The sequence below is a fragment of the Vibrio sp. 10N.222.47.A9 genome (genome assembly GCF_963872585.1).
GTDB lineage: Bacteria > Pseudomonadota > Gammaproteobacteria > Enterobacterales > Vibrionaceae > Vibrio > Vibrio splendidus.
Window position 1 is genome coordinate 97,902 of record NZ_CAWNBB010000070.1, and the last position, 21,264, is coordinate 119,165.

Genomic DNA, 21,264 nt, shown 5'->3' on the forward strand with positions numbered 1-21,264 from the left:
CTTGTTTGAATTGATGATTCAAGCATTATCTCGCTAACATATTCATAATATTAATGTTGTGTAGGCGCTCTTATTACCTCTCTTTGGGGTTTATAAAATCTTGCTTATTTCTATTTATGTTGGAAATACATAACGTGCCAAACAATTGATGATTATTAAGTGATAAGTTCCTCATTTTCTTGCTAACTGACTTATTCATTTCATAAATAAACCTGATAGTTACCACAAAATACATGACTGCCCATAGACGGCAGTAACTATAAATCGATGAACTCAGGTGAAACGGATGGCTCTTTTACACAAACCTTCATTGCTAGCAGTGGCAATTGGTAGCTTGTTAACAGCAAGTGCACACGCTGATTTGTTTATTTCACAATATGTGGAAGGCGGCAGCTACAACAAAGCGGTTGAGATTGCTAATGACGGCGATAGCAGCATGAATTTAGATGGTTACTCGCTGGCTAAGTCTGCGAATGGCAACGGCTCATGGGGCGCCACTTTACCTTTAGATGGCCACGTTTTAGCGTCTGGTGAGGTACTTGTTGTCGCTCATACGAGTGCGAGTGATGAGATTAAAGCCGTCGCTGACATTCTCAACGCGTCGATTGCTAACCATAACGGTGACGACCCGCTGGCTATCTTGAATTCAGATAACTCGGTACACGATATTGTTGGTTTGATGGGTGATGTGGATTGGGGTAAAGATGTTACTTTGGTTCGAGCGACACAAACTCCTTCGGCAACATTCGATGCTTCACAGTGGGTGTCGTTACCAAAAGACAGCATTGAAGGCTTAGGTTCATTAGACAGTGTTGAACTGCCAGAAGCGTTCACTTGTACACAAGATGGCTCTGACCCAGTATTCACAACCATTCAAGAGATCCAAGGCGAGGGCGCAACATCACCGTTCATTGATGGCTATCCGTACATCACGGACGATGAGTACTTCGTTAAAGGTGTTGTGAGTGCGGTGACAACGGGCATAACCAAAGGTTTCTACCTGCAAGCACTTGAGGATGACTTCAATTCAAGTACTTCTGAAGGTCTATTTATCCACACGAATCAATCGAGCTCAGAACTGGCTGCGGGCGACGTAGTGTGTGTGAAAGGTAAGGTTCAAGAATACTACAGCCATACTCAGCTTAAAGTTGAAAACAACCAATGGCTAAAACAGGGCGAACAACAAGCACCTGAAGCAACGGCGATAGAAGCGCTAGACAGTGATGAGAACTTCGCTGCAACGCTTGAACGCTACGAAGGCATGTTGGTGAAAACGACCGAAGCGCTTGATATGCGTGTGACTCGTACCTTTGGTTATGATTATTCAGGTCGTCGTAACAACATGGTACTGGCACATGAGCGTATTAACATGCAGCCGAACCAGCTTTTCGCAGCAGGTTCTGAAGACGCGAAACAACAAACGGAAGATAACGCAGACCGTCGTCTTTTCGTTGAAACCGATCAAAAAGCGGGTGACGGACAAGTTCCTTTCTATCCAGATTTTGGCCGCACCGATATCGACCAAGATGGCTCAACAGAAGACTACATTCGTATTGATGACACCATTGTTGGTCTAGAAGGCGTACTTACCTACAGCTACGGTGAGTACCGCTTAGTGACAACTAACCAGATCTCGGCTGAGAACTTTGTACGTAATGATCAGCGTACTGACAAACCAGACATGGATGAAGGCGACCTTCGCATCGCGACTTTCAATGTTTTGAACTACTTCAACTCTCCATTTGGCGGTGACGCGAATCAACACGGCAACAACCGTGGTGCGAACACCATCACCGAGTTTGAGATGCAGCAAGAGAAGATAGTGAACGCGATTCTTCGCTTAGATGCAGACATCATTGGTTTGATGGAAATTGAGAACAACGGCTTTGGTGAAGGCTCTGCTATTCAGCAGCTTGTTAACCAACTGAATGACCGCATTGAGCGTAAGAAAGACCGCTATACCTTTGTAGCTGTCGATTCGAACGAAGATGGCGTGACCGACGAGATGGACTCGATTGGTACCGACGTTATTACAACAGGCGTTATCTACCGTAAGAAAGTAGTTAAGCTTAAAGACAGCCGTGTTATCGCGATGCCAAGCCAACAAGCACCAGAAGTGTTAGACGATTCTGGCAAGGTGATTGAAGACGGTAAGAACTACCAACGTGACTCATTGGCGCCAACCTTTAAAGTTAAAGGCACTAAAGAGAAACTCACCGTTGCGATTAACCACTTTAAATCGAAAGGTTCTAAGTGTTGGGAAGATGCAGCACCTGTTGAACAGGGCGGCCAAGGTGGTGTTGACGCCGATAAGCAAGGCTCATGTGAGAACTTCCGTGTGGCTGCAGCAGTTGCTCTGGGTGAAGCGCTAGACGGCATCAAAGGCCATAAAGTGATTCTGGGGGATATGAACTCGTACGGCATGGAAGACCCAATGCTGGTGCTTACGGATTACTCTGAAGAGAAATACGGCAAGCAAATCAAAGCGGCTCGTAACACTTACATTGACGGCGTCGAGCAGTTTGGTGATAACGGTGCGGTGATTACTAAGAACTACGGCTACATTAATGCTGTGGCTCAAAAGCACCCAGATAGCTGGAGCTACTCATACAATGATGAAGTTGGTGCTTTGGATCATTTGTTGATCAGTGACAGCCTGAAAGATAGGGTTGTCGATGCGACCGATTGGCACATCAATGGTGGTGAGTCGACGTTGTTTGACTACAACGAAGAGTTCAAAGGTGACCTACCTAAGTACCAAGATCACTTCCGTTCATCGGATCATGATCCTGCTGTTCTTGAACTGCGAGTAGGTGGTTCATTTGGCTTCGGTGCTCTGATGTCACTATTTGGTTTAGCAATGTGGCGTCGTCGCAAGTAGCTCAATCACAAATAGATTGGCTTGCTATACAAGCAAGCCAATTCAGATAACTTAAGGCTATCTGTAAACAATTAAGGTCAACTTAGGTTGGCCTTAATTATTAGCGAAATGCAGTTTCCACTTGCCTTTCGCCATGGGTATTGCACAATACCGCCCCTATATCTCCCAATCATTTAGTATTTAGCAAACGATTTCGACCCATGTTACTTATCATCGATAACTACGACTCTTTTACCTATAACTTGTATCAGTATTTCTGTGAGTTAGGGGTCACTGTAAAAGTTGTTCGCAACGATGAGATTGATATTGTCGGTATTGAAGCGCTGAATCCTAGCCATCTTGTTATCTCGCCAGGTCCTTGTACGCCTGATGATGCGGGAATCTCTCTACAAGTCATTGAACACTTCGTGGGTAAACTGCCGATCTTAGGTGTGTGTCTTGGTCATCAAGCCATTGCTCAAGTGTTTGGTGGTGAAGTAGTGCGAGCCAGACAAGTGATGCACGGTAAAACCTCTCCAATACGCCACAATGGCAAGAGCGTCTTTCAAGGGCTTAATAACCCTCTAACTGTGACACGTTACCATTCCCTAGTGGTGAAAAATGGCACGCTTCCTGACTGCTTTGAACTGACGTCTTGGACAGAATTTGAAGATGGCAGCATGGATGAGATCATGGGTTATCAACACAAAACCTTGCCGATTGATGCGGTGCAATTTCACCCTGAGTCGATTAAAACAGAGCAAGGACACCAGCTTCTCGCTAACTTCTTAGCGCGTTGATTGTTTAAATTCGACCGTTTCTCCGCCTAAATAAGCCAGTTAAACCTGTTAGTCCATTCGTTAAGCGTTTAAATTCGGGCGCTACGCGTCTCTTACTCCTCTGACGCTGATCACTTTTTATAACATTTCTCCCTCTTGAGGCTAAGTTTTTAGCCTATGCAAAATTATTCGCCTTATTTCGTCTCGAACCCAATATACCGCAATGCCAGTAAGGCTTTGCCGTTGCAGGTTATACGTTTACGTAAAAAAAGCTTCATAAAACAGATTAATTGATGCATAAATAGTCATAGGTAGTGACGTTTAGCTGGTTGTTAGGGATAGCTAAAGAATAATCTACTATTGAAAACGTTAATTAAATGTAAATATAATGCTGCAGCGGGATTATGGCGAGAGAAAATATCTTTGTCTCACTTATGAACCAGTACGCTTATTTGCGAAGCTTGCGGTATCGAAAAGGAATGTACGATGACAGTGGAAAAAAAAGTAGAACGTAGTCTGTTTAATGAGGTGATGGTGCCTTGTTATAACCCAATGGAAATGATCCCGGTAAAAGGGGAAGGCGCACGCGTTTGGGACCAACAAGGCCGAGAATATATCGACTTTGCTGGTGGTATCGCTGTGAGCTGTTTGGGTCACTGTCACCCAGCAATGGTTAACGCAGTTACTGAGCAAGCAAACAAGATTTGGCATTTAAGTAATGTGATGACTAACGAACCTGCATTGCGTCTAGCGAAGAAGCTAACCGACGTATGTTTTGCAGAAAAAGTATTCTTTGCCAACTCTGGTGCAGAAGCGAACGAAGCTGCATTGAAGCTAGCTCGTCGTTGGGCTGCGGATGTGCACGGTCCTGAGAAGTCTGAAATCATTGCATTCAAACAAGGTTTCCACGGTCGTACTTTCTTTACTGTAACTGTGGGTGGTCAAGAGGCTTACTCTGATGGCTTCGGCCCTAAACCGGGCGATGTAACTCACTTGCCTTACAACGATATTGCCGCGCTAGAAGCGCACATCTCAGATCGCACATGTGCAATCATGATGGAACCTCTGCAAGGCGAGGGCGGTATCATCTCTCCAACATCTGAGTTCGTGAACACGGTTCGTGAACTGTGTGACAAGCACAATGCGCTGCTTATCTTTGATGAAGTGCAAACAGGTAATGGCCGTACGGGTAACTTTTACGCTTACCAAGGCCTAGGTGTGACACCTGATATCCTAAGTACAGCGAAATCACTAGGTGGCGGCTTCCCAATCGGTGCAATGCTAACGACCACCGAACTCGCGACACACTTAAAAGTCGGTACGCACGGTTCTACTTACGGCGGCAACCCACTGGCGTGTGCCGTTGCTGAAGCGGTTGTTGATGTGGTTAGCCAACCTGAAACGCTAGCTGGCGTGAAAGAACGCGAAGCTATGTTCCGTGATGGTTTAGCTAAGATTAACGACAAATACCAAATATTCAGTGAAGTTCGCGGTAAAGGCCTATTGCTAGGCGCTGCGCTTAATGAAGCATGGCAAGGTCGTGCTCGTGATGTATTAGTGGCAGCAGGCGAACAAGGCTTGATGGTACTGGTTGCGGGTGCAAACGTGGTTCGTTTCACACCATCACTGGTTATCACTACACAAGAAATTGAAGAAGGTTTATCAAAACTAGACAAAGCAATCGCTACGCTAGTTTAGCCTGAGCGGCGTCATAGGAATGATCGCCATTAGAGCGATCCCATGACGTACTGCTAAAGGCCCAAGATTCTCGTTTTGGGCCTGTTTTGCATCTGGAGGGAATATTGATGCTAGTTGTTCGCCCAATAAAATTATCTGATTACGATGCGTTGCATACCTGCGCGGTTGAATCTGGTCACGGATTCACATCTCTTCCGGTTAACGAAGAACTGTTAACCAACCGTATTACTCATTCTGAATACAGCTTTGCTAAACAAGACGTGACTGAACCTGGTGATGAAGGCTACCTAATGGTTGGCTTTGATACCGAAACCGGAGAAGTCGCAGGTACCACAGGTATCGAAGCCTCAATTGGCTGGGATGTTCCGTTTTACTCTTACCACATCAGCAAAGTGGTGCACTCATCGCAAAAGCTTGGCGTGAATAACGTCGTGAAGCTACTGACTTTCGGCAATAACTACACCGGATGCAGTGAGATCTGCACACTGTTCTTACGCCCGGCTTTCCGTGGTGGATTGAATGGTCGTTTGATGTCTAAGTGTCGCTTCTTGATCATGTCTGAGCACCCAGAGCGTTTTTCGAAAACGATTTTTGCTGAGATGCGTGGTGTATCGGATGCGGAAGGTAACTCACCTTTCTGGCAATGGCTGCAAGAGCACTTCTTCTCGATTGATTTTACGCTCGCCGATTACCTAACGGGTATTGGTAAGAAAGGCTTCATTGCTGACCTAATGCCGAAGTTACCTATCTATGTGAACTTGCTGAGCAAAGAAGCTCAGGCGGTGATTGGAGAGGTTCATGACAATACGCGCCCTGCACTTAAGTTGTTGGAACGTGAAGGTTTCACCAACCGTGGTTATGTCGACATCTTTGATGGGGGCCCAACGGTTGAGTGTGATCTAAGAAATATCGAATCAGTGCGTCATGCGATTCGAGCTCAAGTGACAATTGCAGAGCATTCAAGCTCTAAAGACTTCCTCATTGGTAATACCTCGTTTGAGAACTTCCGCGCAGTAGCCGCGAAAGGCGCGTATGACCAAGCTAGCGACACAGTGATTTTATCATCTGAAGTAGCAAGCGCTCTTGAAGTAAAAGAAGGCGAATTCGTTCGCATGTTGGCTCAATAAGAGCGGCGATTATCTGTCGAAGATTTTAAGGATAGAAGTATGACTCAGTGGATAGCAGGAGAGTGGGTGGCAGGTCAAGGCGACGCCATGACATCAGTAAGCCCATACAATAATGAAGTGGTGTGGCAAGGCGATAGTGCAACACCAGCACAGGTTGAATCTGCAGTAGCAGCGGCGCGTGACGCTTTCTTAGTTTGGAAAAAATTGAGCTTTGCAGAGCGTGAAGCGATTGTGTTGAACTTTGCTGAGAAGGTAAAAGAGAACAGCGAAGAAATTGCACAGATTATTGCAAAAGAGACGGGTAAACCGATTTGGGAAACTCGCACTGAAGCGGGCGCGATGGCGGGCAAAATTGCTATCTCTATTCGTGCTTACCACGAACGTACGGGTGAAGCTTCACGTGAAGCCGCAGGCAACCAAATCGTACTTCGTCATCGCCCATTAGGCGTAATGGCGGTATTTGGTCCTTATAACTTCCCAGGTCACCTACCTAACGGTCATATTGTTCCAGCACTGCTATCGGGTAATACCGTGGTATTCAAGCCGTCAGAGCAGACACCTTGGACAGGTGAGTTTGCGATGAAACTATGGCAAGAAGCTGGCCTTCCTGCTGGCGTGATTAACCTAGTGCAAGGCGCCAAAGAGACAGGCATTGCACTAGCCGATGCTAAAGGCCTTGATGGCGTGCTATTTACGGGCAGTGCTAATACTGGTCATATCCTTCACCGTCAATTCGCAGGTCAACCGGGCAAGATGTTGGCGTTAGAGATGGGCGGCAACAACCCTATGGTGATCAGTGACCAATTTGGTGATGCTGACGCGACGGTTTATACCATTATCCAGTCGGCCTTCATCAGTGCAGGCCAACGTTGTACATGTGCACGTCGCTTGTATGTACCTGTTGGAGAGAAGGGCGATCAACTGCTCGATAAGCTCGTTGCGGCTACCTTGAAGATTCGTGTTGATCAGCCATTCGCTGAGCCAGCACCCTTCATGGGCCCACAAATCTCTGAAGCGGCAGCTAAGTTCATTCTGGACGCGCAAGCTAATCTGCAATCGCTAGGTGGTGTAAGCCTAGTTGAAGCAAAAGCGGGTGAAGCGGCGTTTGTTTCTCCGGGTATTATCGATGCAACCAACATTGCTGAACTGCCAGATGAAGAGTACTTCGGCCCATTGCTGCAAGTGGTTCGTTACCAGTCACTAGAGCAAGCGGTTGAACTGGCTAATGACACACGTTTTGGTTTGTCTGCAGGCTTAGTTTCAACAGACGATTCAGAGTGGGAATACTTCGTTGACCATATCCGTGCGGGCATTGTTAACCGTAACCGCCAGCTAACAGGCGCAAGTGGTGATGCACCATTTGGTGGCCCGGGTGCTTCAGGTAACCTACGTCCAAGTGCGTACTATGCAGCTGACTACTGTGCTTACCCTATGGCTTCAATGGAAGGTGGTGAGACTCAACTGCCAGCTACGTTTAGCCCAGGTATTGAGCTGTAGTTTTGGCTTTTAAGCTATAACTTGATGAATCACAAGCTTATGAGCTCTAGGTTCATGAATAACAGATTCATTGGTTAATTGTGTAATAAGGAAGTGGTGTTATCGCTTCCTTTTTCCATCACGTCCAACACCTAGATTGGGCGGTAGATAATAATAGAACAAGTATGTCACAGGCTGATGGCTGCTGACTCTGTGTCCAGCCTCTCCCTCTCTAATCCAAATTACTAGCTTGCTAGAACCTCTGACAAGGAGTCACCATGACGCCCGATCTACTCTTTAAATCACTATGGGACGATTACATTCACAGGCTTTGCCCATCGGCTGAGAAAGTTCATCATCTGCTGAAAGAAGACGAAGCCCTGATTAATGATCATATTGCACTGCGAACTTTCAATGTTGCACCACTGGGCATTGAAACACTGGCTAAGCCTTTCCTTGAATTAGGCTACAAGGCTTGTGGCGACTACTTGTTTGAGAGCAAGAAGTTAGTGGCTAAGCACTACGAGCACCCAGACCCAAACCAACCGAAAGTGTTCATTAGTGAGTTGAAGGTAGAAGAGTGTTCAAGTGACTTACAACAGATCGTTGCTAAGTTGGTTGAGCAAGTGGACGCAAGCAAGCTTCAAGGTCATGAGTTCTTATTTGGTGGTCGCCTTTGGGATCTGAGCTTCGCGGATTTCCAAGTTCTAGCAAAAGAGAGTGAATACGCGTCTTGGCTAGCGGCTCATGGTTACGGTGCAAACCACTTTACGGTGAGTGTGAACCAGCTCAATGAGTTCGATGAAGTACAGACTGTGAATGACTATTTGAGTGATTCAGGTTTCACTATCAATACATCTGGCGGTCAGGTTAAAGGCTCTCCAGAGGTCTTATTAGAGCAATCATCTACAATGGCAGACAAAGTCCCAGTTTCATTTGTTGAAGGCAACGAGGTGATTCCTGGTGGCTTCTACGAGTTCGCTAAGCGTTATGCGATGGCGAATGGTGAGCTTTATACAGGATTTGTTGCAGCATCGGCTGACAAGATCTTTGAGAGCACCAACGGTTAAAGAAAGATATGAGCACGGGCTTTACCCTAAAGATGCGAGTACGCTTCGCTTCGAGGAAGTTTACAAATAGGATTCAGTGAGTTCTTCTCGTATCTCGCATCTGCTCTCTAGATCTTTAGAAAACAAAAAAGCCACCAAATTTGCATTTGGTGGCTTTCAAATTTTTGGCTCAGTTAATCGAGATTAACGAGTGCCGTATACCACGATAGTTTTACCGTGTGCAGAAATTAGGTTCTGCTCTTCTAGCATCTTCAAGATACGACCTACTGTCTCACGAGAACAACCAACGATCTGGCCAATCTCTTGACGAGTGATCTTGATTTGCATGCCGTCAGGGTGAGTCATTGCATCTGGCTGTTTCGCTAGGTTAAGTAGCGTTTGAGCGATACGACCTGTTACGTCAAGGAACGCTAAGTCACCAACCTTTTGGCTAGTTACTTGTAGACGGTTTGCCATTTGCGCTGAAAGGCGCATTAGGATATCTGGGTTCACTTGGATAAGTTGACGGAATTTCTTGAAAGAAATTTCAGCTACTTCACAAGGAGATTTTGCACGAACCCATGCAGTACGCTCTTGGTCTTCTTCGAAGAGGCCAAGTTCACCAATGAAGTCACCTTGGTTTAGGTAAGAAAGAATCATTTCCTTACCTTCTTCGTCTTTGATAAGAACTGCCACAGAACCTTTAACGATGTAGTACAAGGTTTCTGCCTTTTCACCAGCATGAATCAAAGTACTTTTTGAAGGGTACTTATGAATATGACAGTGTGAAAGGAACCACTCTAATGTTGGATCGGTTTGGGGTTTACCTAGAACCATAATATCTTACTTCCTCTGCAGGGTATGCTTGCCGCTTTCCGTATTTTAGCTAAGCCTGGATTGACTTGTAGGATAAGAGCACTCGTTGAGCGCTGCAAGCTATCTTGTGTTTCGTTTAAGAATAGTATCCTTTTTCAGGTACTATTTCTTGATTTTAATCGTGACCAAGCTACGATTTTTTACGCAAAATTGTGCACATGATCACGGTATGAAAAGTAATCAACCAGAATGACGTCTTGTTAACCTATTTTTCCGGTTTCGATGAGCTGTTGTAGGATGGGCCTTACAATGAGCTCCATAGCAAAACTCATCTTGCCGCCTGGCACCACAAGCGTGTTGTGGCGTGACATAAATGAGCCATCTATCATAGCCAGAAGGTAGGGGAAATCGACGTTTTTGATGCCACGCAAACGTATAACCACGAAGCTTTCGTCTAAACTTGGAATCCCTTTAGCGTTCAGTGGATTAGATGTATCTACGGTTGGGACACGCTGAAAGTTGATGTGAGTACGCGAAAATTGTGGAGTGATGTAATTAAGGTAATCATCCATTGAGCGAACAATAGAATCCATTACTGCTTCGCGTGAGTGCCCACGATCGCGTGTGTCACGAACGAATTTTTGGATCCACTCAAGGTTGACGATTGGCACCATGCCGATCAGCAAGTCGACGTGCTGTGAGACATTGATGTCGCCATCTACCACGCCACCATGAAGACCTTCGTAGAACATCACATCGGAATTTTCTGGGATCTCTTGCCATGGCGTAAAGGTGCCCGGCATTTGATTGTAAGGCACGGCTTCATCGAAGGTATGTAGGTAACTACGGACTTTACCCGTGCCTTCATTACCGTATTGACGGAAGAACTCTTCTAATGCGCCAAAATCATTGGCTTGTGGACCAAAGTAGCTGATGTGCTTACCTTGCTCGCGAGCCTTACGGATCTCGACATCCATCTCTGGTCGAGTGAAGCGATGGAAACTATCCCCTTCAACCCAAGCGGCCTTCACATCCATCATATTGAACATTTTTCGGAAGGCTTCTGAGGTAGTGGTGGTGCCGGCTCCTGATGAACCCGTCACCGCAATAATTGGATGTTTAGCGGACATGACAACCCTTGTCTTTTGAGTAACTTACTTGTTAGCAATCGTTTACCACTATAACACGGCTCCTTTATGAGCGCAGCCTAGAAGCGTTTTGTGACTTGAATATCAACGGTTTCATGCAGCTCAGAAAACACGATGCTGACTTCCTTTGAGGCTAATTGATGTTTCACTTGATCAATCTTGTTTTGCAGTGAAACCTCTACGTCACCGTAGTCTGTGCCTTCACGCAGCACGAATTCTTTAATGAGGTTTTCCAGTGTTTCTGGCGCAATGTCTTGCCATGGGATGATCATAAATACTTCTCTCTTTTATGTTCATAAATAGGTTTATTGATGTGTTGATTACTGTGTTTAGTGCGTCTACTACTCAGTCCTTAAAAAAGGCTCGGCCATTATGCCGAATCTTGGATACTTTCATAGTAAGCAGGTAATGCTTCTTCTAACCAAAACCTTGGTTTGAGCGTGCTACCGGTAATGAACCCCACATGGCCGCCTTTTTGAAACAGGCGATAGTCGATGTTGTCAGGTAACACGAACTTTGGAATTACGTCGTCTGTCATAAACGGATCGTCTTTGGCATGGATGATCTGAGTCGGTAGTTTAATCTTATTAAGTTTAGGAAGTGCTGAGCACTGAGCATAGTAGTCCTGAGCATTCTTGAACCCGTGCAGAGGCGCAGTAATCCGTTCATCAAACTCATACAGCTTGTCTATCTTCTTAATGGTTTCGGCTGTGATACCGAGCTTTTCTTGCAACAGCTTAATCTTTTTCAAGGCATTCGATTTGAGAGAGTTGAGCAGGTACTTTTTATAGAGCTTTGAGAAACCTCGCTCAATACGACTAGAGCAACAAGCCAGATCAAAAGGTGCAGAGACAATCGTCGCCGCCGACAGCAATGGGTCGTCCGCGTACTCAGCCAAATAGTTCGCCAGCATGTTGCCGCCCAAAGAGATACCAACCGCTACCTTAGGGTTATTGGGAAATTGGGCGTGTAGATGTCTTAGGAAAAAGCGCGCATCTTCGACTTCACCAGAATGATAAGCGCGAGCCAAGCGATTTGGTTTTCCGCTGCAACCTCGAAAGTGCATCATCACCGACAGCCAGCCATCTTTAGCAAAGGCATTCATCAGTCCGTTGGCATAAGGGCTTTCAAAGCTTCCCTCTAAGCCATGGAATAGAACGAATATCGGCTTGTTACTTCGAGCCTCATTACTTGGGGTGTCACCCTCTGGTGATTCGCTCCAAGCAAGATCGAGAAAGTCACCGTCGGGTGTTTCTAAGGTTTGCCATTGAGGGGAAAACAATGCCTGCTTTCTAATAAATCGTGGCACCAAGGTTTGTAAGTGCGGATTCGATAGGCCAGCGGCTGCGGTAAATATTGTCATAAAAACAGTCCATGCTTCTTTTATGGGCTTTGATAAAGTGTTGAGCTTTTAGCGAAACGCCCACGTTTTTATTTGAGCTTGGTTGATTCTCGGTATAAGCGCAAGGGTTTCACTGATACGGGCTACAAAAACAAGGAGTAGGTAACTAGTTGAATATTGCCGAGATTGAGCTTCAAACATATTGCCAGTCATGCGCGCCAGTCCCGTGTGAAAACGAAGAGCGATACTACCAAGGTAAGCTTGGGTCTTGATTGAAGATAAGAGAAAGGAAACGCGTTAGGGTTGAGGTGCTGGTTCAGAAAAAGCGTCGTAGAGGTTTTCAGCCCCTAATAAGCGACAGTATTGAAAAGCGAGTGGTGATTGCTGGTTAGCCGTAAGCTGAAGAGAATTAATGCAGTCGACGAGATCAGATTGCTGTTGCTTCTCTAACTGCAGTTCAAATTGGAGCGCTTCACGGTAGAGGGAATCGACGACTTGAGGTTTGAGATGCTTACGCAGCTCTCGATAGCTATGAAGCAGGGTTTCAGAGCGGCTTAAGCACTGTTGTACCTTGTGCCACTCTTCTTCGGCAAAAGACAATTGCTGCTCATCAAGCCATTTGAGAAGCAGCAGTAGATTGACGTTGCCGTGGAACTGGTTTTGCAAAGCTAGGCACGCATCCTTTACACCGCGCACGCTGTAATACTGAAGGCTAAATTGCCATAGTCGTTCCAGTGTTAGTGATATTGGGGCGTGCTCTGGGCTCATAAGCTATCCATATCCTGTTCCATCTGCTCAAGCTCTTCTTGAGTGGACATCCAATCCATTTCAACTTCTTCTAGCTGTGACTTACTGCTCGCTTGGAGAGCGAGTACTTTATTCAGTTTAGCCTTATTTTCAGCTTCATACAGTGAAGTGTCGGATAATTCTTGCTCAGCTTCTTCGAGAGATAGCGTTAACTTATCCATCTGCTTTTCAAATTGAGTCAGCTTTTTACGAAGTGGTGCCGTCAGCTTACGGAACTCTGCTTCTTTACGTTTCTGCTCTTTTTTCGCTGCTGCACTGTTGGCGCCGTCTTTTGCTGGTGCCAATGCTTGTGCTTCTTTGCGCTCAACTTTCTGTTGTTCGGTTAGCCACTTGTAGTAATCGCTTAGGTCACCATCAAACGGTGCAACTTGACGGTCGTGCACAAGGTATAAATCATCGGTAGTCGCACGAAGTAGGTAACGGTCGTGCGATACGATAACCATTGCGCCTTCAAACGTTTGTAGGGCGAAGGTCAACGCCTGACGCATGTCGAGATCCAAGTGGTTGGTTGGTTCATCGAGTAGCAACAGGTTCGGCTTTTGCCATACCAGTAGCGCTAATACCAAGCGCGCTTTTTCACCACCCGAGAATGGCGCCACCTTGTCGAGTGCTTTTTCACCTTGGAAGCCAAAGCTACCTAGGTAGTCACGCAGTTGTTGCTCGGTGTGTTTCGGCGCAATTTGCATCATGTGCTGAAGTGGCGTTTCTTCTGGGTGCAGCGTCTCCAATTGATGCTGAGCGAAGTAACCCATCTTAACGCCTTGCGAATAGCTCAGCTCACCACCTTGCTGTTTCAGTTCGCCTGAAAGCAGCTTGATTAGTGTCGACTTACCCGCACCGTTTCGACCAAGCAGACCGATACGGCTACCCGGAACAAGGTTAAGGCGAATCTTTTCTAGAATCAGGTTGTCGTCGTAACCTGCCGATACTTCATCCATCATCATGATTGGATTTGGTAGCGCGTCCGGCTCTCTAAATTCAAAACTGAATGGGTTATCAAACTGAGCGGGCAACACTTGTTCCATTTTCTCTAGTGCTTTAATACGGCTTTGCGCTTGGCGAGCCTTTGATGCTTTGTAGCGAAAACGGTCAATGTAGCTCTGCATGTGAGACATTTGTTTCTGCTGCTTTTGGAACATTGCTTGCTGCAGGATTAACTTTTGCGCTCGTTGGGTTTCAAACGATGAGTAGTTACCGGTGTATTCATTGAGCTGCTGGTTTTCAACATGCACAATGCGGTTGACGATAGGGTCTAAGAAGTCTCTATCGTGCGAGATAAGAACGAGTGTGCCTGGGTAGTTTTGTAACCAGCGCTCTAGCCACATTACTGCATCTAAATCCAAGTGGTTGGTAGGCTCATCGAGTAGCAGTAAGTCACTACGACATAGAAGGGCTTGCGCTAAGTTCAAACGCATACGCCAACCACCCGAGAACTGGGTTAGGTTCCATGTCATTTGCTCCTGGCGAAAGCCTAGGCCATCCAATAACTCGGCAGCACGTGCTTTGATGCTGTAACCACCAATGGTTTCAATCTTGCCGTGGATCTCTGCGACTAATGTGCCGTTGTCGGCTTGTTCCGCTTTCTCTAGTTGATCTTCAAGGCCACGGTATTCACGGTCGCCATCAATCACGTATTCAATGGCTGTTCTTTCTAATGCTGGTGTTTCTTGAGCAACCCAAGCCATTTCCCAATGAGCTGGTTTACTGAATGAGCCAGCATCAATAGACAGTTCGTCCTTGATTAGGGCGAACAGCGTAGATTTACCACAGCCGTTTTTACCAACCAAACCGATCTTGTCGCCAGGATGAAAAGTCGCAGATGCTTGGTCGAGGAGTGGCTTACCACCGCGGAGCAATTGAATATCAGAGAAAGTAATCATAATTGAAATAGCATAGAAATTAGAGGTGAACAGACGCCTGCATAGTAGGCTGAAACCAGATAAAAGTCGATCACAATGCAATTTGCGTTATGATGCCAATAACATATTAATAACTTTTGCTTAAATTCTTGTGGCCTTGCCACCGTTTAGCCCTCAAAGGAATGTTTCAAAGGAATGAGTAATACTCCCTCGACAGACAAAGCCGTGCCAAAGGTGTTAATAATCTACGCACACCCAGAGCCGCACACCTCTATTGCTAATCAAATGATGGTTAAAAAGGTCGAGTCGCTCGGTCATGTCAAAATTCACGATCTCTACGCCATCTACCCCGACTTCTTTATCGATGTGCCTTATGAGCATGACTTACTCCTAGAGTACGATGTGATTGTGTTCCAACATCCTCTGTTTATGTATTCCTGTCCTTCGTTATTGAAGGAGTGGTTTGATCGTGTGTTAGGAAAAGGATTTGCATTCGGTGAGCAGAGTGCGCTTAAAGGCAAACACTGGCGTAGCGTTATTACTACCGGTGGTAAAGAAGAGGCGTTTGGCGCCGCAGGCTATAATAAATATCCATTACAAGAGATCTTGCAACCATTCGAGCTAACCGCTGCTTTGTGTCAGATGCACTGGATATCCCCCTTAGTTTTACACTGGGCGAGAAATGTTTCGGATATGACGCTTTACCAACACGCAGAAGCGTATCGAAATTGGCTGCGAGACCCGCTACAAGATATAGGAGCGAATGATGGCTCTGACTAATGATTTTCTACAAAGTAGCGTTATATTTTTAGCGGCTGCTGTGGTTGCGGTTCCTATCGCGCAGCGAGCTGGCTTAGGTTCAGTACTCGGCTATCTATTAGCTGGCGTGGCGATTGGCCCGTGGGGGCTTGGTTTAATCAGTGATGTAGAGGCGATTCTACACTTCTCCGAATTCGGGGTGGTGCTGCTGCTTTTCTTGATTGGCTTAGAGCTTAACCCTAAAAAACTGTGGCAGATGAGGGCGCCTATTCTCGGACTCGGTGGCGCGCAAGTGCTGATCACCACCTTGATTATTACCGCTATCGCCTGTTTGTTCGGATTAACATGGCAAACCAGCCTCGTGATAGGTATGGGCTTGGCGCTGTCTTCCACTGCGATTGCCTTGCGTGTTATTGAAGAGCGGGAGCTTGGCGGAAAAGAAGCGGGGCAATCCGGCTTTGCTGTATTGCTTTTCCAAGATATAGCCGTAATCCCTATGTTGGCGATGCTGCCTTTGCTTGCGGGTAATACGGGCGGCAGTTGGGCTGACATGTTGTGGATGCTAGGTGGTGTCATTGGCTTGCTTGTCGGTGGTCACTTCTTATTGAGACCACTGTTCCGATACGTAGTCATGAGCGGTGTGCGTGAGTTGTTCACGGTCGCGGCGCTATTATTGGTGATTGGTATTGCCGTCATCATGCAGCAGATTGGTTTGTCGATGGCACTGGGTACTTTCTTAGCGGGCGTACTTCTGGCTGAAAGTGAGTATCGACATGAGCTTGAAATCGCCATAGACCCATTTAAAGGGTTACTGCTCGGCCTGTTCTTTATTTCGGTGGGTATGGCGGTGAACCTAGGTTTACTGGCAGAAAGTCCATTCGCAATATTGATCGCGGTGTCGTCTCTGGTCGTATTGAAAGGCTTAGTGCTGTATACGCTGGCTCGTATCTTTGGAACACAGGCAAAAGCGCGCAGCCGTATGGCGATGATTCTCAGCCAAGGTGGTGAATTCGCTTTCGTTATTTTTACCGCAGCGAGTGCACAAGGCATCTTAAGCGGCGACCAAGTGTCGTTCTTACTGGTTGTTGTGAGCCTTTCTATGGTGACCACGCCATTGATGCTTAAGCTGCAAGATCGCTTCTTTGCTCGTCAACTCAATCAAATCAGTGAAAGCGCGATGTCTTCGGATGTGGTTGATCGCAGCCCTCGAGTGATTATTGCGGGCTTTGGTCGTTTCGGTCAGATCATTGGGCGTCTAATGTATGCCAACAAGATTCGTATCACCGTTCTTGAAAGTGATGCCAGCCAAATCCATATCCTTAGAAAATTCGGCTACAAGGTATTCTACGGTGACTCAACTCACCTTGAACTATTACGAGCTGCGGGTGCTGATAAGGCCGAAGCCATTGTGCTGTGTACCGACTCTCCGGACGAAATCATGAAAACCGTGGATTTGTGTAAGCAGCATTTCCCGCAGTTGAAGATCTTAGCGCGTGCTCGAAGCCGTGTTGAAGCGTATCAATTACTTAACCATGGTGTAAGCAACTATTCTCGTGAAACTTTCCTTGGGGCTCTCGATTTAGGTCGTCAAACATTGACTGAACTTGGTATGCATCCATATAAAGCGAAGCGAGCAGAAGCACATTTTAGGAAATTGGATAATGGTATGCTCAAAGAGTTGCTTCCTCAGCATAGCGAAGATGCCGAGTTAGCTCAGAGAGCGAAAGAAGCTCGTAAAGAGCTTGAAGAGATCTTTGGACATGAGATGGAAAATGATCACCAATCTAGAAACTATTGGCAATAGCCTGAGCTTAGAGCTTAGAGCTTAGAGCTTAGAGCTTAGAAGTTAGAGTTAATCGCTTGAGCTTAGCTCTGTAGTTGCTCTTAAAAACTGTAACTTAAAGAACCAATCTAATAATAAACGCGGTCTCTGCTTAGTCTCGAATAGAGCATGTGGGAAGAACTGCGAATCCAGAGTAGTAAAGGATATGAACGTGAAACAGAAAAAACGCTTTATCGCAGGGGCGAGCTGCCCAAGCTGCAAGACTCAAGACACACTCCGCTGGTGGGTTGAAAATAACATCGAGCTGGTGGAATGCGTCGATTGTGACTTCACTGAGCAACGTAAACCGAAAACTGTAGAGAAATCTGAACACGCGAATCAAGAAATGATCGGTATTTTTAAGCCAGAATGATTGAGTTTCGTTAATTGATCCCCATAATATCCCGGTACAGAATTTTTCCTAAGCTCAACTGTTCGAGCTTAGTCCAAACCTCCTTGGAGCTCTCATGAAAATTGAAAAGAACGTAGTAGTTAGTGTTGCATATCAAGTGAAACTTGAAGATGGCGTAGTAGTTGACCAATCAACTGCAGAAGCTCCACTAGATTACCTTCACGGTCACAACAACCTAATTACAGGTCTTGAAAAAGAGCTTGAAGGCAAAGTAGCTGGCGACAAGTTCTCAGCAACGGTTACTCCAGAAGACGCTTACGGCGAGCACAACGATGACTTAGTTCAACGTGTTCCAGCAGACGTATTCCAAGGTGTTGAGCAAATCGAAGTTGGCATGCGTTTCCTAGCGGATACTGACCAAGGTCCAATCCCAGTTGAAGTTACTGAAGTAGATGGCGACGAAGTTGTTGTTGATGGTAACCACATGCTAGCTGGCCAAACTCTAACGTTTGACGTTGAAGTTGTAGCCGTTCGTGAAGCGACTGAAGAAGAAGTTCAACACGGTCACGTACACCAAGAAGGCGGCTGTGGTAGCCACGGTCATGACCATGATCATGACCACGAAGGCGGTTGTTGTGGTGGCGAAGGCCATGACCACGCTGAAGAGAAAAAAGACGGCTGCTGCGGCGGCGGTAGCTGTGGTTCTCACTAATACCGAACTAACGGTTTAGTTTAAGAATATTGAAAGCCTCCCTTGTGGAGGTTTTTTTCGTTTAGGAGCGGAGCTTTCTGGGCTGGCTTTTAATCTGCCGAACTCAGTATCCTTAAATCTAAGCATCCGCAAATCTAAGCATTCGTAAAGAGTTTGGTTTTCGCTATCAGACATCAAACCATGGATGTGGTATTGATAGCACAACATTATAAGACGACGTCAGTGGAGAGTTTGCATGTCACAGCCTTTTTCAATTGCCATTCATGGTGGTGCAGGAACTATCTTGCGAGAGCAAATGAGCGATGAATTAAAAACGGGTATTACCGAGGCTTTGGAGAAGTCGGTTTTGGCTGGCTATCAAGTTTTGCAATCGGGTGGCGATGCGTTGGATGCAGTGGTTGCGTCAGTCAAGGTGATGGAAGACAGCCCGCATTTTAATGCCGGTAAAGGCTCGGTTTTAACTCATGACGAATTTGTTGAGATGGATGCTTCTGTGATGCACGGTCGCGAAATGGATGCGGGTGCTATTGCAGGTGTCCGCCATATTAAAAACCCGATAGAGCTGGCACGTGACGTGATGCTTAAAAGCGACCACGTACTGCTGATTGGTGAAGGCGCAGAGAGGTTTGCGTTTGAGCATGAGTATACTTTCACCGAGCAAGATTACTTCTTTACTGAGCGTCGTTATGACCAACTTCAGTCGATGAAAGAGAAAGGTATCTTTGCTTTGTCTGAAGCAAAATACGATGAGCAACAAGCTCAAAAATATCCAGATGATAAAAAGTACGGCACGGTTGGCGCGGTAGCGTTAGACCAAGCCGGTAACTTAGCTGCAGCAACCAGTACCGGTGGCGTGACCAATAAGAAGTATGGTCGTGTGGGAGATTCTCCAATCATCGGTGCAGGCACTGTTGCTGAAAATGGCAACGTGGCCGTATCAACGACAGGAATGGGCGAGTTCTTCCTACGTAAAATGGTTGCCAGTGATGTGGCAGCTCGAATGCGTTATCTCAAAGAAGATGTGCACACGGCTTGTGAAACGATCATTCAAGGTGAATTGAAAACCATGGGCGGAGAAGGTGGCTTGATTGCTATTGATGGCCAAGGTGATATTCACTTCGGTATGAACAGTTCAGGGATGTATCGTGCGAGTGTTGATACTAACGGTTGCGTGGAAGTGAAGATTTATGCCGATGACTAAGATTGTATTGGCTTAATTGGCTTTAGTTGAATTAGCGCAGATTAAACAAACAAAAGGGCGACAGATAAGCATCTGTCGCCCTTTTAGTTTTCTATGTCCCGTCCTGAAATGTGTTTACACATCGAGGACGAGAGACTAGCGATATGCGTCGCTAGAACTCATTCGTGATTTGGAACCGCGCTTAATAGTGTGGAGGTGGCGTCTCTTCTGATGCGTCAGCGAGGTTTGAGCCATCCATATTTTTCACTTTACCTACCACGAACTTCATTTGATCTTGCATTCTCGTGATCAACATCTGTTGTTGGCTAAGCGCTTCATTGAGTTCTTCAATGGTTTGTTCTTGGAAAGCCAACTGACATTCTAGGTCATTCACGCGGCTTTCTAATTGTTCAATTCGCTTTTCTGTCATCGTTCTTAATCCACATTCCAAGCTTGGGCGATGCCCGCAGAGGTGCCCGATATCACACGGTTCTTTTCATCAAAGGCTGCATCATACACTACCGCACGGGGAGGGCGAGCATCTTTTAATGGCTCGGCATCGTGACGAGAAATGCGTTTTCCATCTTGAGTATTCCACACACTCACTTGGCTTGATGGCGTACCCGTCACCAACATACTGCCGTCGTCAGAAAAGCGAGCACTCGAGAATATCAGCTGTCGAGACCAGCTCTGCAATTGCGCTTGAGGTTCACCTGTTTCCAAATCCCAGATCATCGCTTGGTTGCCGCCATCGGAAGTAAAAGCCAATTCTCCATCCCGTTGTAGTGCAACTCGTACTACTCTTTGTTCATGCTCGAAGGTACGTAACACCAAGCCTGATTCGGTATCCCAAAGGTAAGCTTTGTAGTCGTTGCCGCCTGATAATGCGTAGCGGCCATTAGAAGAGAGGGAGACTGAATTAACTTTTTCTCGGTGAGCAAGGAACTCAAGACGGCGTCCGGTGACTAAGTCCACATAGATAGCTTTGCCATTAGACAGGCCAAGTAAGACTTTTTCACCATTGCTGGATATATCGACATCACGAATTAGGCCATCGGAAATAGACCATAGCCCCTCAGCTTGAGTCCAAGATAAGTCCCAAACGGCGAAATTCATCTGGCTGGCGGTAATCGCAAAGCGACCGTTGTCCGAGATGCGGATACGCGATACTTGGTTTTCTGATTGATCTTGTGGGCCGAGTTGAGCGAGTTCTTTATCTTGGACGAGGTCCCAGAGTAATAGTTGTTTTTTCTGAGAGTAGAGCAGGGCGAAGCGTCCATCTCTGCTTAGGGCAAAGCTGGTGGCTCCATTGGGTTCAATTTCCCAACGTTGCTCATCATCTTGAAAGAAAAAGCAACCATTTAACAAGGTGATGACAATCGTACATAGCAATGAGTGGAAAAATATTCGCATCACATCTAATAATCCGGTTTGTGTCGAAAGACATATGACTAGTATATTGTTATAACTAACGTATT

At 46.2% G+C, this 21,264-nt stretch carries 19 protein-coding genes; 11 read left to right on the forward strand and 8 right to left on the reverse strand.

The window, feature by feature from the left end:
- Positions 1 to 286 precede the first annotated feature (286 nt).
- The 6 genes from AACT19_RS21545 (at position 287) to AACT19_RS21570 (ending at position 9,010) form a co-directional block, all read left to right on the forward strand.
- A complete protein-coding gene (locus tag AACT19_RS21545) occupies positions 287 to 2,881 on the forward strand; it encodes an ExeM/NucH family extracellular endonuclease (protein ID WP_076648698.1) in 2,595 nt (864 codons plus the stop codon).
- A gap of 200 nt (positions 2,882 to 3,081) precedes the next feature.
- Positions 3,082 to 3,660 (forward strand): aminodeoxychorismate/anthranilate synthase component II, encoded by a 579-nt coding sequence (locus tag AACT19_RS21550; RefSeq protein ID WP_004729656.1) that lies wholly within the window; start codon positions 3,082 to 3,084, stop codon positions 3,658 to 3,660.
- A 465-nt stretch (positions 3,661 to 4,125) separates the two neighbouring features.
- A complete protein-coding gene (locus AACT19_RS21555; RefSeq protein ID WP_004729655.1) occupies positions 4,126 to 5,337 on the forward strand; it encodes an aspartate aminotransferase family protein in 1,212 nt (403 codons plus the stop codon).
- Between the two features lie 107 nt (positions 5,338 to 5,444).
- Entirely contained in the window at positions 5,445 to 6,464 is a 1,020-nt protein-coding gene (gene astA, locus AACT19_RS21560) for an arginine N-succinyltransferase (RefSeq protein ID WP_004729654.1), read from the forward strand.
- A gap of 39 nt (positions 6,465 to 6,503) precedes the next feature.
- Positions 6,504 to 7,961: a succinylglutamate-semialdehyde dehydrogenase gene (astD, locus tag AACT19_RS21565; protein WP_076648700.1), complete on the forward strand. Its 1,458-nt coding sequence runs from the start codon at positions 6,504 to 6,506 to the stop codon at positions 7,959 to 7,961.
- 257 nt (positions 7,962 to 8,218) lie between these two features.
- On the forward strand, positions 8,219 to 9,010 hold the full coding sequence (locus AACT19_RS21570) for a DUF1338 domain-containing protein (RefSeq protein ID WP_076648702.1): 792 nt from the start codon (positions 8,219 to 8,221) through the stop codon (positions 9,008 to 9,010).
- Between the two features lie 183 nt (positions 9,011 to 9,193).
- Here the strand turns inward: AACT19_RS21570 and crp are convergent, their stop codons facing one another.
- The 6 genes from crp to AACT19_RS21600 form a co-directional block, all read right to left on the reverse strand.
- Complete coding sequence (gene crp / locus AACT19_RS21575) at positions 9,194 to 9,826, reverse strand: cAMP-activated global transcriptional regulator CRP (RefSeq protein ID WP_004729651.1); 633 nt, start codon at positions 9,824 to 9,826, stop codon at positions 9,194 to 9,196.
- A 239-nt stretch (positions 9,827 to 10,065) separates the two neighbouring features.
- Positions 10,066 to 10,935 (reverse strand): phosphoribulokinase, encoded by an 870-nt coding sequence (locus AACT19_RS21580; RefSeq protein WP_004729650.1) that lies wholly within the window; start codon positions 10,933 to 10,935, stop codon positions 10,066 to 10,068.
- Between the two features lie 77 nt (positions 10,936 to 11,012).
- Entirely contained in the window at positions 11,013 to 11,225 is a 213-nt protein-coding gene (locus AACT19_RS21585) for a YheU family protein (protein WP_004729649.1), read from the reverse strand.
- A 98-nt stretch (positions 11,226 to 11,323) separates the two neighbouring features.
- Positions 11,324 to 12,316: a hydrolase gene (locus AACT19_RS21590; RefSeq protein WP_076648704.1), complete on the reverse strand. Its 993-nt coding sequence runs from the start codon at positions 12,314 to 12,316 to the stop codon at positions 11,324 to 11,326.
- A gap of 276 nt (positions 12,317 to 12,592) precedes the next feature.
- A complete protein-coding gene (locus tag AACT19_RS21595) occupies positions 12,593 to 13,063 on the reverse strand; it encodes a TIGR02444 family protein (protein WP_004729647.1) in 471 nt (156 codons plus the stop codon).
- Positions 13,060 to 14,982: an ABC transporter ATP-binding protein gene (locus AACT19_RS21600; RefSeq protein ID WP_004729646.1), complete on the reverse strand. Its 1,923-nt coding sequence runs from the start codon at positions 14,980 to 14,982 to the stop codon at positions 13,060 to 13,062. The genes AACT19_RS21595 and AACT19_RS21600 overlap by 4 nt, the downstream gene beginning before the upstream one ends.
- Before the next feature lie 174 nt (positions 14,983 to 15,156).
- On the opposite strand from AACT19_RS21600, the gene kefG reads away from it, so the two are divergent.
- From kefG to AACT19_RS21625, 5 genes are all read left to right on the forward strand, one after another.
- Complete coding sequence (kefG, locus tag AACT19_RS21605) at positions 15,157 to 15,741, forward strand: glutathione-regulated potassium-efflux system ancillary protein KefG (RefSeq protein WP_004729645.1); 585 nt, start codon at positions 15,157 to 15,159, stop codon at positions 15,739 to 15,741.
- Positions 15,728 to 17,524: a glutathione-regulated potassium-efflux system protein KefB gene (gene kefB / locus AACT19_RS21610; RefSeq protein WP_029222448.1), complete on the forward strand. Its 1,797-nt coding sequence runs from the start codon at positions 15,728 to 15,730 to the stop codon at positions 17,522 to 17,524. Before kefG ends, kefB begins: the two co-directional genes overlap by 14 nt.
- Before the next feature lie 190 nt (positions 17,525 to 17,714).
- Complete coding sequence (locus AACT19_RS21615; protein WP_086048637.1) at positions 17,715 to 17,915, forward strand: YheV family putative zinc ribbon protein; 201 nt, start codon at positions 17,715 to 17,717, stop codon at positions 17,913 to 17,915.
- 94 nt (positions 17,916 to 18,009) lie between these two features.
- The gene (slyD, locus tag AACT19_RS21620) at positions 18,010 to 18,606 is read left to right on the forward strand and encodes a peptidylprolyl isomerase (protein WP_017083786.1); all 597 of its coding nucleotides are present in this window, start codon (positions 18,010 to 18,012) and stop codon (positions 18,604 to 18,606) included.
- 235 nt (positions 18,607 to 18,841) lie between these two features.
- Entirely contained in the window at positions 18,842 to 19,807 is a 966-nt protein-coding gene (locus AACT19_RS21625) for an isoaspartyl peptidase/L-asparaginase family protein (RefSeq protein ID WP_076648706.1), read from the forward strand.
- Positions 19,808 to 19,988: 181 nt separating this feature from the next.
- Here AACT19_RS21625 and AACT19_RS21630 read toward each other — a convergent pair whose 3' ends face one another.
- Both AACT19_RS21630 and AACT19_RS21635 read right to left on the reverse strand, forming a co-directional pair.
- Entirely contained in the window at positions 19,989 to 20,216 is a 228-nt protein-coding gene (locus AACT19_RS21630; protein ID WP_004729640.1) for a SlyX family protein, read from the reverse strand.
- Positions 20,217 to 20,221: 5 nt separating this feature from the next.
- Positions 20,222 to 21,199: a WD40 repeat domain-containing protein gene (locus AACT19_RS21635; protein WP_076648708.1), complete on the reverse strand. Its 978-nt coding sequence runs from the start codon at positions 21,197 to 21,199 to the stop codon at positions 20,222 to 20,224.
- Positions 21,200 to 21,264: the final 65 nt, after the last annotated feature.